This window comes from Thermosipho sp. 1244 (assembly GCF_018588215.1).
Taxonomy (GTDB): domain Bacteria; phylum Thermotogota; class Thermotogae; order Thermotogales; family Fervidobacteriaceae; genus Thermosipho; species Thermosipho affectus.
This window is the reverse complement of record NZ_LNGA01000032.1, coordinates 98,872-113,521: the sequence shown is the minus strand read 5'-3', so window position 1 is coordinate 113,521 and position 14,650 is coordinate 98,872. Positions and strand designations below refer to the sequence as shown.

The 14,650-nt window shown below is 31.1% G+C and carries 14 protein-coding genes; 6 read left to right on the top strand and 8 right to left on the bottom strand.

Annotated features, from left to right (window positions below; genetic code table 11):
• Window positions 1-159 precede the first annotated feature (159 nt).
• Window positions 160-1,368: a uracil-xanthine permease family protein gene (locus tag AS157_RS08580; RefSeq protein ID WP_077288756.1), complete on the top strand. Its 1,209-nt coding sequence runs from the start codon at window positions 160-162 to the stop codon at window positions 1,366-1,368.
• 10 nt (window positions 1,369-1,378) lie between these two features.
• Here AS157_RS08580 and AS157_RS08575 read toward each other — a convergent pair whose 3' ends face one another.
• Window positions 1,379-2,350 carry an acyltransferase family protein gene (locus AS157_RS08575; RefSeq protein ID WP_077288757.1) on the bottom strand — a complete coding sequence of 324 codons (972 nt, stop codon included), beginning with the start codon at window positions 2,348-2,350 and terminating at the stop codon, window positions 1,379-1,381.
• A 109-nt stretch (window positions 2,351-2,459) separates the two neighbouring features.
• Here AS157_RS08575 and miaB point away from each other — a divergent pair, with 109 nt between their 5' ends.
• Genes miaB through AS157_RS08550 form a run of 5 tightly spaced genes read left to right on the top strand, consistent with a single transcriptional unit; the run spans window position 2,460 to window position 7,157 of the window.
• A complete protein-coding gene (miaB, locus tag AS157_RS08570) occupies window positions 2,460-3,752 on the top strand; it encodes a tRNA (N6-isopentenyl adenosine(37)-C2)-methylthiotransferase MiaB (protein WP_077288758.1) in 1,293 nt (430 codons plus the stop codon).
• Between the two features lie 13 nt (window positions 3,753-3,765).
• Entirely contained in the window at window positions 3,766-4,629 is an 864-nt protein-coding gene (locus AS157_RS08565; RefSeq protein WP_077288759.1) for a YitT family protein, read from the top strand.
• Window positions 4,630-4,638: 9 nt separating this feature from the next.
• Window positions 4,639-5,169: a cysteine hydrolase family protein gene (locus tag AS157_RS08560; RefSeq protein WP_077288760.1), complete on the top strand. Its 531-nt coding sequence runs from the start codon at window positions 4,639-4,641 to the stop codon at window positions 5,167-5,169.
• Between the two features lies 1 nt (window position 5,170).
• Window positions 5,171-6,103, top strand: coding sequence for a cation diffusion facilitator family transporter (locus tag AS157_RS08555; protein ID WP_077288761.1), 933 nt, complete (start codon window positions 5,171-5,173; stop codon window positions 6,101-6,103).
• Complete coding sequence (locus tag AS157_RS08550) at window positions 6,069-7,157, top strand: tetratricopeptide repeat protein (protein ID WP_197023147.1); 1,089 nt, start codon at window positions 6,069-6,071, stop codon at window positions 7,155-7,157. The genes AS157_RS08555 and AS157_RS08550 overlap by 35 nt, the downstream gene beginning before the upstream one ends.
• 20 nt (window positions 7,158-7,177) lie before the next feature.
• Here the strand turns inward: AS157_RS08550 and galT are convergent, their stop codons facing one another.
• The 7 genes from galT to AS157_RS08515 all read right to left on the bottom strand — a co-directional run bounded on the left by galT (window position 7,178) and on the right by AS157_RS08515 (window position 14,649).
• Window positions 7,178-8,176, bottom strand: a complete 999-nt coding sequence (galT, locus tag AS157_RS08545; protein WP_214495031.1) for a galactose-1-phosphate uridylyltransferase — start codon at window positions 8,174-8,176, stop codon at window positions 7,178-7,180.
• A gap of 13 nt (window positions 8,177-8,189) precedes the next feature.
• On the bottom strand, window positions 8,190-9,647 hold the full coding sequence (locus AS157_RS08540; RefSeq protein ID WP_077288764.1) for a glycogen synthase: 1,458 nt from the start codon (window positions 9,645-9,647) through the stop codon (window positions 8,190-8,192).
• A gap of 4 nt (window positions 9,648-9,651) precedes the next feature.
• Window positions 9,652-10,281, bottom strand: a complete 630-nt coding sequence (locus AS157_RS08535) for an MBL fold metallo-hydrolase (RefSeq protein ID WP_077288765.1) — start codon at window positions 10,279-10,281, stop codon at window positions 9,652-9,654.
• Window positions 10,271-11,977 carry a sigma-54 interaction domain-containing protein gene (locus AS157_RS08530; protein WP_077288766.1) on the bottom strand — a complete coding sequence of 569 codons (1,707 nt, stop codon included), beginning with the start codon at window positions 11,975-11,977 and terminating at the stop codon, window positions 10,271-10,273. The genes AS157_RS08535 and AS157_RS08530 overlap by 11 nt, the downstream gene beginning before the upstream one ends.
• Window positions 11,978-11,979: 2 nt before the next feature.
• Entirely contained in the window at window positions 11,980-12,390 is a 411-nt protein-coding gene (locus tag AS157_RS08525) for a secondary thiamine-phosphate synthase enzyme YjbQ (RefSeq protein WP_077288767.1), read from the bottom strand.
• 86 nt (window positions 12,391-12,476) lie between these two features.
• Entirely contained in the window at window positions 12,477-13,433 is a 957-nt protein-coding gene (locus AS157_RS08520; RefSeq protein WP_077288768.1) for a 2-hydroxyacid dehydrogenase, read from the bottom strand.
• Window positions 13,434-13,437: 4 nt separating this feature from the next.
• A complete protein-coding gene (locus AS157_RS08515) occupies window positions 13,438-14,649 on the bottom strand; it encodes a glycerate kinase type-2 family protein (RefSeq protein WP_077288769.1) in 1,212 nt (403 codons plus the stop codon).
• Window position 14,650: the final 1 nt, after the last annotated feature.

Below are 14,650 nucleotides of genomic sequence, written 5' to 3'. Positions count from 1 at the left end.
AGTATTTTATTATATTTTTGTATCTATTTTTTGATTTCGGATTAGTCTCTTACTATTTTTGAAACAGACTCAACTTATATTGACAAAAAATATAATTTATGATATGTTAACTTAGGCACCTTTAAATTGGTCCTGAGAGGCCAGAAAGGAGGAATTAGTATGGATTTTGAAAGCACATTAGGGGTCTATCAAAATGTAAATGGATGGAAAAAGGTTATTCTAGCCCTTCAACACTTTCTAGCCATGTTTGGAGCCACCGTTCTTGTTCCACTTCTTACAGGTCTTGATCCACTCGTCGCGCTCTTCACAGCTGGTTTGGGAACATTAACATTTCATTTTATTACCAAAAAGATAGTTCCAGTTTTTCTTGGATCAAGTTTTGCATACATTGCTCCAATAATCTTAGTTAAAGAAAAAACGGGAGATTTAAGGTATGCAACTGGGGGTATAGTCGTTGCAGGAGCTGTATATTTAATCTTTTCGCTATTGATAAAAATGATTGGAACTGAAAAAATCAAAAAATTATTTCCACCTGTAGTTACGGGTCCTATGATTATGGTTATCGGATTAAGCTTGAGCCCTGTGGCAATTGATATGGCATCAAAAAATTGGAGTGTTGCAATAATTGTTATTGTAACCATTATCTTGTCTACAACAGTTTTCAAAGGATTATTCAATCTAATACCAATACTAATCGGAATAAGCATAGGATATATATTCTCACTAATAACTGGAAATGTAGACCTTACCCCAATGAAAAACTCTGCATTTGTATCCATTCCAAAATTTATGCTTCCAAAGTTTGATATTTCATCAATTCTTCTTATTGCACCTGTGGCAATAGCAACTTTTATGGAGCACATAGGTGATATTACAACTAACGGAGCTGTAGTAGAGAAAAATTTCATAGAAAATCCAGGACTTCACAGAACATTAATTGGTGATGGAATTGCAACAATGATAGCGGGTTTTTTGGGAGGTCCTGCAAATACGACTTACAGCGAAAACACGGGAATTTTGGCTTTAACAAAGGTATATGATCCATCTGTTTTAAGACTTGCCGCAATATTTGCAATATTTATGTCCTTCTTTTCAAAATTTGGTAGCATATTACAGACAATCCCCACTGCAGTTATAGGTGGTGTAAGCTTGATATTATTTGGAATGATTGCATCAGTTGGATTAAGAACAATAGTTAACGAAAAAGTAGACTTTTCAAAGCCAAAAAATTTAATCGTTTCTTCCTTAATACTCACACTAGGTATCGGCGGTGCAAGTTTTACAATAGGTTCTATAGAACTCAAGGGGCTTGCACTGGCAGCTATTGTTGGAATAATAGCAAACCTTGTAATTCCCGAAAGAAAATAAAAATCTTCGGTTACCCCGAAGCTTTTTTTATATAAAATTGTCCTGACAAAAAATAAAGTAATCTTTTTGGTACAAATCTTATTATTAAATACATAAAAAAAACCATAATAAAGTAATTTAACAACCAAAATTTTTCTAAAAATAATAACGGATCCTTTATTAAAGGCATAAAAAGCCCAGGAATCACTATATGATATCCCAAAACAAAGAGTGTAAACTTACCAAATAACATGAAAAAACCCTCTATTTTCCTTGAAACAACTAAATTTGAAAAGGAAATTACAAAGATCAAAGTGAAAAACTCCACAACATATGAAATAAGAGGATAATTTCCATAATTTGCTTCTCTCCAGTCGTTAAATCCATTCAAACCCGTCAACAAAAAAATCAAAAATCCGGAAATTCCAAGTAATAAAAGAGGTTTTTTTACTTTAAAGTTAAATCCTTTTCTTTTAAATAACCATCCCAAGTAAAACCATACCAATCCATGAAAAACCACTTCTAATTTAAAGAATTTAGTTTGTACATTAACTAAAATAGTAGATAAAATAGAAAACAAAGGAATTAAATAGGTAACTTTTAATCTAACAAATATCACAAAACAAATCTCTGCAATTGAAAACATATATAAATACCACAACGGTAACACGTTTACAGGTATATCTATTGGAGCATATCCAAAAATTATAAAATCAAAAAACGTATAAAAAACATCAGTTGTTAGATGTAAAACTTTGTTTATAGCAAAATACAAAAAATAACCTATTGTTGCCATAAAATAAAATGGCACCAATATATTAAAAAAAATCTTTTTCAACTTCAAAGAAAAAGTCTCTTCTTTAAATAAAAATCCAGAAATAAACATAAAGGATGCTAGAACATTAGAGACATAAGAAACATACCTTTCAGGCGCATACGAATGAGCAAAAATAATTAAAACCATCAAAAAGCCCTTTGCAATATCTATCTCTTTTATACGCATAACACACCCCTATAAAATTTTATCATATTTAACAATTTTGTTAAATTTTATTGGTGGAAAAATCCTATATAAATGATAGAATTGATTTACTTGAAAAGGGAGGGAAAATATGAAGAAAATTCACATAAAAACATACGGTTGTCAAATGAACGAAAACGACAGCGAAATCGCCAAATTTTACCTTGAAGAAGCAGGTTATGAAATTACCGAAAATGAAAAAGACGCAGATATTGTGATTTTAAACACTTGCGTAGTAAGAAAAAAATCGGAAGATAAATTTTACAGTCATATTGGTGAATTAAAAAAACAAAATAAAATAATCGGAGTTATGGGTTGTGGAGCAGAAAAAGAAAAAGAAAATCTATTTAAAAGAGGGGTAAAATTTGTTATTGGGACACGTGCTATTTTGTTTGTTCCAAAAGCAGTTGAAAAAGCCATTAAAGGAAAAAAAAGTGCATATTTCGAGGACAAACTCGATGAAATAAACTATCCAAATATTTTGAAGAGAAACTCAAAACATCACGCATGGATAACTATAATATACGGTTGTAACAGGTTTTGTACATATTGTATAGTTCCATACACGCGGGGAAAAGAAAAATCTAGAAAGGAAGAAAGTATTCTTTCTGAAGTTAAAAACCTTGCAAAAAATGGCATAAAAGAAATCACATACTTAGGTCAAAACGTTGATGCATATGGAAAAGACTTACAAGATGGAAGCTCACTTGCAAAGCTTTTAAACCAAACAACAAAAATTGAAGGTATAGAAAGAATATGGTTTTTAACTTCATATCCAACGGATTTTTCACTGGATATAGCACATGAAATAGCAAAGAGCTCAAAAATAGCAAAAAGTATACACCTTCCCGTCCAACACGGAAGTAACAAAATATTAAAAAAGATGAATAGAAGATATACAATAGAAGAATATGAAGAATTAATATCACAAATCAGAAAAATTGTCCCAGACGCTTCAATTTCAAGTGATATTATCATAGGTTTTCCAGATGAAACAGAAGAAGATTTCGAAAAAACTGTAGAACTTGTTAAAAAAATAAAATTTGAAAGGCTAAACCTTGCGATTTATTCTCCAAGAGAAGGTACCATAGCCTGGAAATACTTTAAAGATAACGTTCCAAGAATGGTTAAAACTAGAAGAATGGCTTATATTTTAAACCTTCAAAAACAAATAAACAAAGAATTAAATGAAAAATACTTAGATCAAACTGTAGAAATAATAGTTGAAACAAAAGCAAAATCTGGTCTATATTACGGTAGAGACATAAGAAATAAAATAATTGCCTTTGAAGGTGACAAATCTCTCATTGGAAAAAAGATACTAGTTAAAATCAAAAAAACAACTGCTGGTCCATTGTATGGTGATTTAGTAAAAATTATATAAAGGAGGGGGTATTATGGCTAAAAACATTCCTATCAAAGAATTAATCAGAGAATACATTCTATCAACTATCGGTGTAATTTTGACGGCATTGGGACTTGTTATCTTTTTAATTCCAAACAACATAGCAGCAGGTGGAGCATCCGGACTTGCAATAATTTTACACTCTGTTGTACCAATTCCAGTTGGTATTTGGATGTATATAATAAACGCTGTGCTATTTTTAATAGCGTTTATTATAATAGGTTTTGATTTTAGCTATAAAACGATTTACTGCACTTTCCTATTAAACTTCTTTATTGACTTTTTCGACAGGGTTGTAAAAATTCCAACCTATGATGGTAATGACCTTATGCTTGCTGTATTTTTTGGAGACATACTAACTGCTATAGGAATGGCTATAACTTTTTCTCAAAATGCGTCAACTGGTGGAACAGACATCATTGCAAAGATATTTAATAAATTCTTTTCAAGCCCAATGGGAACAACACTTCTCGTAATAGATTTCTTTATAGGGTTTATGGCAGGGGTTGCCTTTGATCCAAAGATAGGTATGTACTCCATTCTTGCTATAATAATAAATGGTACTACAATTGATTTTGTACTAAAAGGTCTAGAACTTGCAATAACAGTTACGATAATCTCGGATAACAATAAACCCATTGAAGACTTTATCTTAAAAAACATGGGAAGAGGATTCACTTATTTAAAAGGAAAAGGTGGATATACCAAAAAAGATAGGGATATAATATTTGTTTCCATTAGAAGGCGCGAACTTAGTGAATTAATATACTTTATAAGAAAAGTAGATCCTAATGCTTTTGTTATAGTCAACGAATCAAGATACGTTTTGGGTGAAGGTTTTAAGAGGAATTTGTGAGGCGATAACATGAAAGCATTAATAATAATTGATATGCAAAATGATTTTGCAAAAGAAGGAGGCGCTTTATATTTCAAAGGCGCAGAAGATGTTATTCCACACATTTTAAAATTAATATCCAATGCAAAAAATGAGAATCTTCCCATTATATTTACCCAAGATTGGCATGAAGAAAATGATGAGGAATTTAAAATTTGGACTAAGCATTGTGTGAAAAATACAGATGGTGCTAAAATTATAGATGAAATACTAGAGCTAATAAAAGATTACAACAATGCATATTTTATTAAAAAAACTAGATACTCTGCTTTTTACAATACAAATTTTGATAAAATTATCAAAAATTTGAATATCACCGAAGTTGACCTTGCAGGTCTAGTCTCAAATATCTGTGTATTGTTTACCGCCGAAGAATTGAGAAATCGGGATATAAAAGTAAATTTATTTAAAAATGCAACAAATTCCTATGATCAGAAATTACATGAACTTTCTCTTAGACTCATGGATGAAGTATTGAAAATTAATATAAAAGAGGTGTAAAATGAATATAAAGAAAGTAACCTTTCTTGCGGTTATAACAAACATATTTTTAGCGGTCATAAAAATTATCACAGGCATATTATTTAACAGCATAGCTATACTTGCAGATGGTATAGATAGCTCTACGGATATCATTACCTCTCTTGTTACCTTCTTTGCGACAAGACTTTCGGTAAAACCACCAGATAAATTACATCCATATGGTCATTCAAAAATAGAAAATATTGGTGCAAAAATAATCTCATTTGTAATTTTTTATGCAGGTGTTTCACTTTTTATAGAAAGTGCTAAAAAATTTGTAACAAAAGAGTATTTCCAGATAATAGGTATATTACCATTAGTAGTTACGTTAATATCCATTACATTTAAAACTATTCTTTTTCTAATAGAATACACTTATGGAAAAAAATACAACAGTTCTTCGCTTCTTGCAGAAGCATTAAATATGAGAAATGATATATTATTATCTTCCCTTGTATTTTTAGGAGTATTTTTAAATAAATTAGGACTTGAATGGGTGGATCCTTTGGTTGGAATGGTAATGTCTGCTATAATAATAAAGGTGGCGTTTGAAATTTTCACGGAAAATGCATACGTGCTTCTTGACGGTATTACTCCTAAAGATACGTGGATATACGATACCATAATAAATGTATGCAACGATTGTAGTGGAATCAAAAATCCTCATAAAATAAGAGTTAGAAAAATAGGAAATGTATACGATATAAACATGGATATTGAAGTTGATCCTAATATGACAGTTAAAGAATCACATAAACTTACAAAATGCATAAAAGAAAAATTAATAAAAATTACAAATAATAAAATATACGATATAGTTATACATATTGAACCATTTGAAAATAAGGAAAATGAACCGTATGGGATCGGGGGAAAAAATGAAGAAAATCACAATCATTCTATTAATGATTAGTATTTTTTCTTTTTCCATTTCAAAAAATGAAATAATCGAATTATCAAAAAAAAATCCAGAATTATCTTGGAAAAAGTATCTTGAATACGTACTTGAAAACCCAACAGACACATCAATTGAAAAGTTGGGCAAAAAAATAAAGATAAAAATCCAAATAAAAGATAACGAAAATTTAAACTTTTTAATAAAAGAAGACATTAATGGGTTAAGGAATTATTTAAAAGAAACCTCACCAAGCACAGAGATTTTGAACCTAATAAACTTCTTCTTTCCACAGATAGAGAGCTTAGTTAAAGATTCCATTGAAAATCCAAAATATGACTCATTTGCAGAAAATATAATATTTCTAAAAATTACAGATCCAAGAATAGAAACTAAAAAAGCGGCAAAGGAGCTTACGAATTTTTTTCTAAAATATCCCACAATGTTAACATACAATGTTGTTTCTTTATTCAAAAATAAATCTTTTTCCAAAGATTTAGGATTTAACATATTAAACTACATCGTACAAAATATCAATAACTTTGATGAGGAAAAATATCCAATCTTAAATAGAATAGTTGATTTCTCAAAAAATATTGGTGGTACATACACATCAAAGTATTTACTAGATTTAGAAAAATATGTTGAAATTTTAGAAAAAATAAATGAAAATAAGATAGAAAACGTAAACCTAGAAAAATTACAAATAAATAATTTATCAATAAAAAAAGATATTTTGCTACAAAAAATAAACAAATATAATTCACAATACACAATTAACAAAACAAATAACACAAAAAATGAAATAAAACCTTCAAAATCTTCAAACACCTTTGAACTATTTCTATTAATTATCCTTTTTGGACTTATTTTCTCGTTTAGAATAGTAAGGTTTTATATCTTTTATACATTAAGACTTAAGAAAATTGCCGCATTAACGTATAAAAAAATAGTAGAAAAAGATCCAATGAATGAAGAAAAGCATTTAAAACTTGCACAACTGTATGAAGAAGCAGGAATGTACGATGAGGCACTACAAGAATATAATTTAATAAAGCGTATAAAAATATAAATCCTCCCAGATGGGAGGATTTATATTTCAACGTTTCTTAAGTATTTTGCAGCATCTTCAGGTGGTACGGGATTTATATAAAAACCTGATCCCCATTCGAATCCTGCAACCCTTGTAAGCCTTGGCATTATTTCAACGTGCCAATGGTAATAAATCTTTCCCTCTTCATACGTTGGTGAAGTGTGTATCACAAAATTATATGGAGGATTATCCAAAACCTTATATATCCTATATAAGCTATTTTTCAATATCCTTGCAAATGTAGGGATTTGTTCTTCACTAATTGCCCCAAAATTATGAGCATGCTCTTTTGGAATAATCCAAATCTCAAATGGAAATCTTGAAGCATATGGAGCAAAAGCAATAAAATGCTCATTTTCTTCAATAATTCTCCTATTTTCAATTTTTTCCTGGGATATCATGTCACAAAATACACATCTTTCTTTGTAATCATAATAATCTTTTGAACCATTCATTTCTTCTAGCACTCTTTTTGGAATGCTTGGTATTGCAATTATCTGACTATGAGGATGTGGTAAAGATGCCCCGCCTAATGCTCCATGATTTCTAAATATCAATATGTATTTTATCCTTTCATCTTTTTCTATCTCATTATATCTCTTTACATAGGCCCAAACAACTTCCTGAGCTTGTTTATCATCATAAAGTGCAAAGGTACTATTGTGATCTGGAGTTTCTATGATAACCTCATGGTATCCAAAACCAGTCATAGCATCGTACATACCATGCCCATATTTTTGTACTTCAATATTTGGATCAACAGCGGGAAATTTATTAGGGACAACTCTTACCCACCAACCTGGCGAATTCGGTTCACTATCATCTGGTCTAAATGCCAACACTTCAGGTGGTGTGGTATGTTCATTACCATAGTCAAAAGGACAAAATCCCTCCTTTTTTTCTTCCCTTGGAACTGAAAAATCGTGAGGCCTTTTGGCGCGTTCAGTTGCTATTATAACCCATCTTCTTACAACTGGATCCTTCCTATATTCCGGCATAATAATTCCTCCTTTAAACTCTTTTACTCATAGCTTTATTGTATAATTTTATATATTCCTTTGCCGATCTCTCCCATGAAAGATCCGTCTTCATCGCGTTATCAACAAGCTTTTTCCAATGTACTTTCTTATTTTTGTAAAAATCAATAGCTTTAGCCACTGCCTTGAGTAATTGAGAAGAACCGTATTCTACAAATCCAAAACCATTCCCTATCATTTTCATTTCATCGTATTCCAATACAGTATCTGCAAGCCCTCCTGTGTATCTAACAACGGGAATAGTTCCATATCTTAAACTGTACATTTGTCCCAATCCACAAGGTTCATACCTTGAAGGCATTAAAAACATATCACTTGCCGCATATATCTTTTGTGCAAGATTAATATCAAACTTGATATTTGCTGAAATGTTCTCTGGAAATTCTTCTTCCATTTTTTTGAACATATTCTCATATTTTTCATCACCAGTACCCAAAATAACAAATTGTACATTGTAATTTACAATGTACCTTAAAACTTCTGATAAAATATCTAAGCCTTTTTGATCAACTAACCTTGTAATCATTCCTATCATTGGTATATTTTTACCAACTGGCAATCCTAAATCTTTCTGTAATAACTTTTTATTTTCATATTTTTTCTCAATATCATTCAAGGAATAATTTACATAAATTCTCCTATCCGTTTCTGGATTATACTCATCATAATCTATACCATTTAAAATACCGTAGAGATCAGAACTTCTCAATCTTAAGACTCCATCGAGTTTTTCACCGTATTCTTTAGTTTGAATCTCCATTGCATAGGTAGGACTTACAGTGTTAATAATATCAGAAAATAATATACCACCTTTAAGAAAATTTATCTTTCCATAGAATTCTATACCATCAATATTGTACAAATAACTGGGAAGCCCTGAAAACTCCATATATTTACTGTCAAAAATACCTTGGTACCCAAGATTGTGAATAGTTAATAACGTAACAATCTTCCCAAAGAACTCATCATCTTTATAAAGTGATTTCAAATAAACAGGTATTAATCCAGTTTGCCAATCGTTAATATGTAATACATCTATCGGTAAATTTAATATTCTTAGAGTTTCCAAAACAGCCGCGGAAAAATAGATTGCCTGTTCTGCTAAATCAGGTCCTTCATAAACCTCATCTGCTGAAAAATAGTAATCATTTGCTATAAAATACACTGGAACATTTGTACGCGGAATAATTGTTTTGTAAATATCAAATTTCTCATCTGTTTTTAAAAACGGGACTTCTATATTTCCCTTTACTTTTTCCAAAGTATATAAAAATTTTTCTGCGTTTTTTTCAACAATTTTATGTTTAGGCATTATTACGATCGGTTCTACAGAAAGCTTTTCCAAATATTTTGGAAGCGCTCCCACCACATCAGCAAGCCCTCCAACCTTTGCAAATGGATAAACCTCATAAGAAATAAGCGCAACTTTCATGTTTTCACCTCCATTTATCCAAAAAAATACCACTATCATGCGTAAAAATCAAATAATCACATTTATTTACAATTTTCCTAACAAATCTCGCACACTCATCATCTCTCAACATCCTCATTATATCATAAAACTCTACCCTAGTCATAACGATATCTCCAGGAAAAAAGACTTTTCCAAAATTTTCTGTATCTACTACAAAAGAACAGTGTTCCTTTGCATGCCATGGTGTGTGATACACACTAATTTTATCAAATAAAACATCCCCATCTTTAAATGTTTGGAAAGCTTTCCATGCATCTATAATCATTTTATACTGTCTTCCAACTATCATTCCAAATTTCTCGTAATTTTTCTTTAAAAAGTTTTCATGTATATGAACTGTTGCATTTTTAAAAAACATGGAGTTATAAGCGTGATCAAGGTGAAAGTGAGTTAAAACTATATCCGTAATATCATCTGTTTTTAAATTTCTTTCTTTCAACTTTTCTTCTAATATACTATGGCTTACATAGTCTCCTGGTTCTATTAAAATTCTTCTCTTACCATCTTCAATTAAAGCAATAGTAGAAAAGGTAGCTTTAGCCCTATCTGGTATACTTATTAACCCACCTTCCAACAATATATCAATTTTCATACTCACCCTCCCTTTTTAACAACCCGTATCTTTCCATTTTATAGTAAAGCGTTCTCAAACTTATTTTTAACTTTTTAGCAGTTAACATTCTATCTCCCTTATTTTCTCTCAATGAATTTTCTATTATCTTTCTTTCAAAATCCTCTACCATAGATTTTAAAGAACTTTCTTTTTTTAAAATATCCGTATCTTCAAGAAATAATGGTGGAAAATGCCCCTTTTCAAGCACATTTTCGTTGATTTTCATGTTTATAATCGCACGACCAATTATATTTTCTAGTTCCCTAACATTTCCCGGCCAGTTATATTTCTTTAAGTATTCTATTGCACCGCTTGATATATTAATAATATTTCTTCCATATTGCTGACTTATTTTCTTTGCCAAATATCTTGCAAGTATCTTAATATCTTCTTTTCTTTCTCTAAGAGGTGGTATATATACTGGAAAAACATTTAATCTATAGTAAAGATCAACCAAAAATTCCCCTTTCTTTATTAGTTCTTCAATATTCATATTTGTTGAGGCAATAATTCTTACATCGACCTTTTTCACTCTATTAGAACCTACTGGTAAAAACTCCCTATTTTCTATAAATCTCAAAATTTTGGATTGAATTGAGATAGGCATTTTTCCTATCTCGTCAAGAAATAACGTACCTCCTTCTGCTTCTTCAATTAATCCCTTTTGAGTGTTCTTATCCAAAAACGGTTCTTTTGTATAACCAAACAATTCAATTTCCAGCATATTTTCTGGAATAGCTGCACAATTTACAGTTATAAAAGGTTTATCTTTTCTATTACTTTCATTATGTATCGCATGCGCAAACAATTCCTTACCCGTTCCACTCTCTCCCCTTAAAAAAACAGTAGCAGGCGTTTTTGCAACTTTTTTTGCCTGCTCTTTTGCTATCAATATTTTTTCACTTTCCCCTACTATATCATCAAAAGTATACTGTGCCTTCATCTGCCTTATAAATCTCTTAACTTCTTTTAGTTCTCTTGTTAAACTTAATATTTCAGATACATCATGAACGACTGCTACACTTCCACTAAATTTTCCTTTAACAAACAACGGAGTTGCATTAACTATAACTTCTCTTTTTAAAGGTCCCACCTTTAATCTTGCGTTAAAAATGGGCTTTTTTGTCCTTGCAATTTGCATGTGTATACTTTCACCTTCGGCTATATCAACAGTGGCAGGTTTTCCAACAACTTCCTCTGGTTTAAATCCCGTTATTTTTGTATATGCCTTATTCACTAGCACAACATATCCATTTTCATCTGCAACTGAAATAGCATCATATGTAGAATCTATTATAGCCTTTAACCTTGCCTCAATTTGGTGGAGATTAGTAATTTCCTCGGCAAGTTTTCTCACACTTGTGATATCCCTAAAAACTGCCACTGCACCTAAAATATTTCCATCTTTATCCGTTAAAGGCATTCTCGAAGTAATTATTACATTTTCTCCAACATTTTGGACTTCATCCACTTCCGGAATCCCCGTTTTTACCACAATGTGTAACCTAGTGTTTGTAACCACATCAACTACGGGTTTACCTATAAAATCTTCTTTTAGTTTTAATATATGAACCGCACGTTTGTTGATGTATAAAATTTTTGCATCCTTGTCTACAATTATTACCCCTTCGACAATAGATTCAAGTACCGCTCTGTAAAACTTTATCAATTCCATACCTATTCACCAATTACCTTAACAACTACTCTTTTTCTTCTCTGCCCATCATATTCTGCGTAAAAAATTTGTTCCCAAGGTCCCAAGTCTAACTTCCCATTAGTTACTGGAAGTACTACTTGGTGATGTGTCAAAATTCTTTTCAAATGTGCATCTCCATTGTCCTCACCAGTCCAATGGTGATTGTAATCTCCAACAGGTGCCAACCTTTCCAACCATTCCCATATATCTCTGTGAAGACCGGATTCATCATCATTAACTATTATTCCAGCAGTTATATGCATAGCAGATACAAGACAAAATCCCTCTTTTATACCACTCTTCTTCACTATTTCTTCAATCACATCTGTTATCCTAACTAACTCTTTTCTATTCTTTGTATTAAACCACAAATATTCTGTATAACTTTTCACTTTATCCCCCACCTTTCCATGTAAATATCCAATAAATTTAAATAAAAAAGCTACACATAATTATTAAACATGCTTCCTATTCTTACTTAATACATAAGATCAGGATCAACAACAGTCAAAGGCATTCCATCCTTTAAAAACGCATTTATATTTTTGAAAAGCTCGTCAATTCTGCCATTTTGCCCCTCTATTGTATAACCACCAACATGTGGAGAAATTACAACATTTTTAAACATATTAATTGGATAATTATACGGTAAAATAACTTCTCTTTCTTTTGAAGGGTAATTATACCAAACATCAGATGCAAATCCTTTCAATTTCTTATCTTTCAAGATGCTATATAAAGCTTTTTCATCTATAAGTTCACCACGCCCCACATTTATCAAATACTTTCCTTCCATGCAAGACAAAACTTCTTCATCAATAATGTTCCTCGTTTTAGAAGTTAACGGTAACGCCAAATATACAACTTGTGAATTTTCTATCGCTTCTTTCAAATTATTTGTAATTTTGTGAAATCCCTCTATTTCTTCTAATTTGTTTTTAAAACCTATAATATAACAATCAAATCCCTTTAAAAGTTTTGCAATATGCCTTCCAATTACCCCTGTACCCAAAATAGCTACTTTCTTTTTTTGCAATGAAAACCAATAGTCCTCTTCCTTAAATCCCACGGCAAATCCATGCCAAATCCCCTCTTTAAGATCATTGTGGTACTCCACAACTCTCCCCATTAAAGCAAGGGAAAGGGCAATAGCTCTTTCTGCAACCATTTTACCATTTCCATGTGAATTTGATACAATTATCCCTCTTTCCTTTATAACCTTCCAAGGTAATTTATCAGTACCAGTCCATGGAATAAAGATTACCTTTAAATTTTTGGCTTTCAATACCTGCTCTTCTGTTAAAAATCCACCAATTACTATATCCATTTCTTCTAAACGTGCTATATCCTTTGAAGTAAACCACTCAATTTCTTTGTAATCCTCCATCTTTTTTCCAAAATACTCAGTAATCTTTGTTAGTACTATAGCTTTCATATTCTCACCTCTTAAGTATAAAACCTATATCGTTTAGATTTGTTCCTGTAGGGCCACTAATAAACAAATCACCTGCAATCTTTAAAGCATTATATGTATCATTATTCTCCAAAAAATCCTCTGGTAAAAAACCTTTTTCTCTAATGATTTTAACGGTATTTCCATCGACTATACCACCTGCTGCATCTGTAGGCCCATCTGTACCATCTGTACCTACAGATGCAATAACCACGTTATCCATTCCCTCTATTTCGATAGCCGCTGAAAAAGAAAGCTCTTGATTTCTTCCACCAAGACCATTTCCCTTTACCTTTACCACAGTTTCTCCACCAAATATTAAACAATAAGGCTTTTTAAAGGAATTTTTGCTTTTTACAATACTTGCCAAAAACTTTCCCGCTTCTCTTGCCTGACAAGTTAATTGTGTTGTTAATATGTATGTATTAAAACCGTATTTTTTTGCACTTTCTTCCAATTTTTTACACGCATAATCTACATTACCTACAATGTAATGAGAAATTTTTCTTTGGACTTTTGCACACTTTTGTAAAACATTCCATATATTTTCGTTTAAGTTTATTTTATATCTTTCAACTATTTTCTTTACATCCTTAAAAGTACTATTATCTGGATAAACAGGTCCAGAAGCAATGTATTCTAATTTATCTCCTAACACATCAGATAACACAAGTGGTACAACCTTTGCATTAATTAAAGAAAGAAATTTTCCGCCCTTTACCTTGGAAAGTTTTTTTCTTATTATATTAATTTCTTCAATATTTGCACCCTTTCTTAATAAATCATTTGTTATATTCCTTAAATCTTCAAGCGTTACACCTTCTTCCAAATATTCAAAAAGAGAAGAACCTCCTCCAGAAATCAAAAACAACAAAACATCATCTTGCGTTAATTTTCTCAATTTTTCAATGGCAAACTTTGTATATTTTAGTGAATTTTCATCCGGTATGGGATGTCCTGCTTCAAAGATATCGAAGTTTTTTATATCCCCAAATGAATATCCATACTTTGTAATTATAATTCCATATACTACATCCAAATACTCAGATACAGCTTTTGCCATATGCCATGCTGCTTTTCCAATAGAAAGTACATAAACCTTTTTCAATTCCATCTTTTTTAACTTTTCCAAAACCAACTTTTCCGGACTTATTTGATCAAATGTTTCTAAAATTATCTTCTTGGCTATATCCTTCATA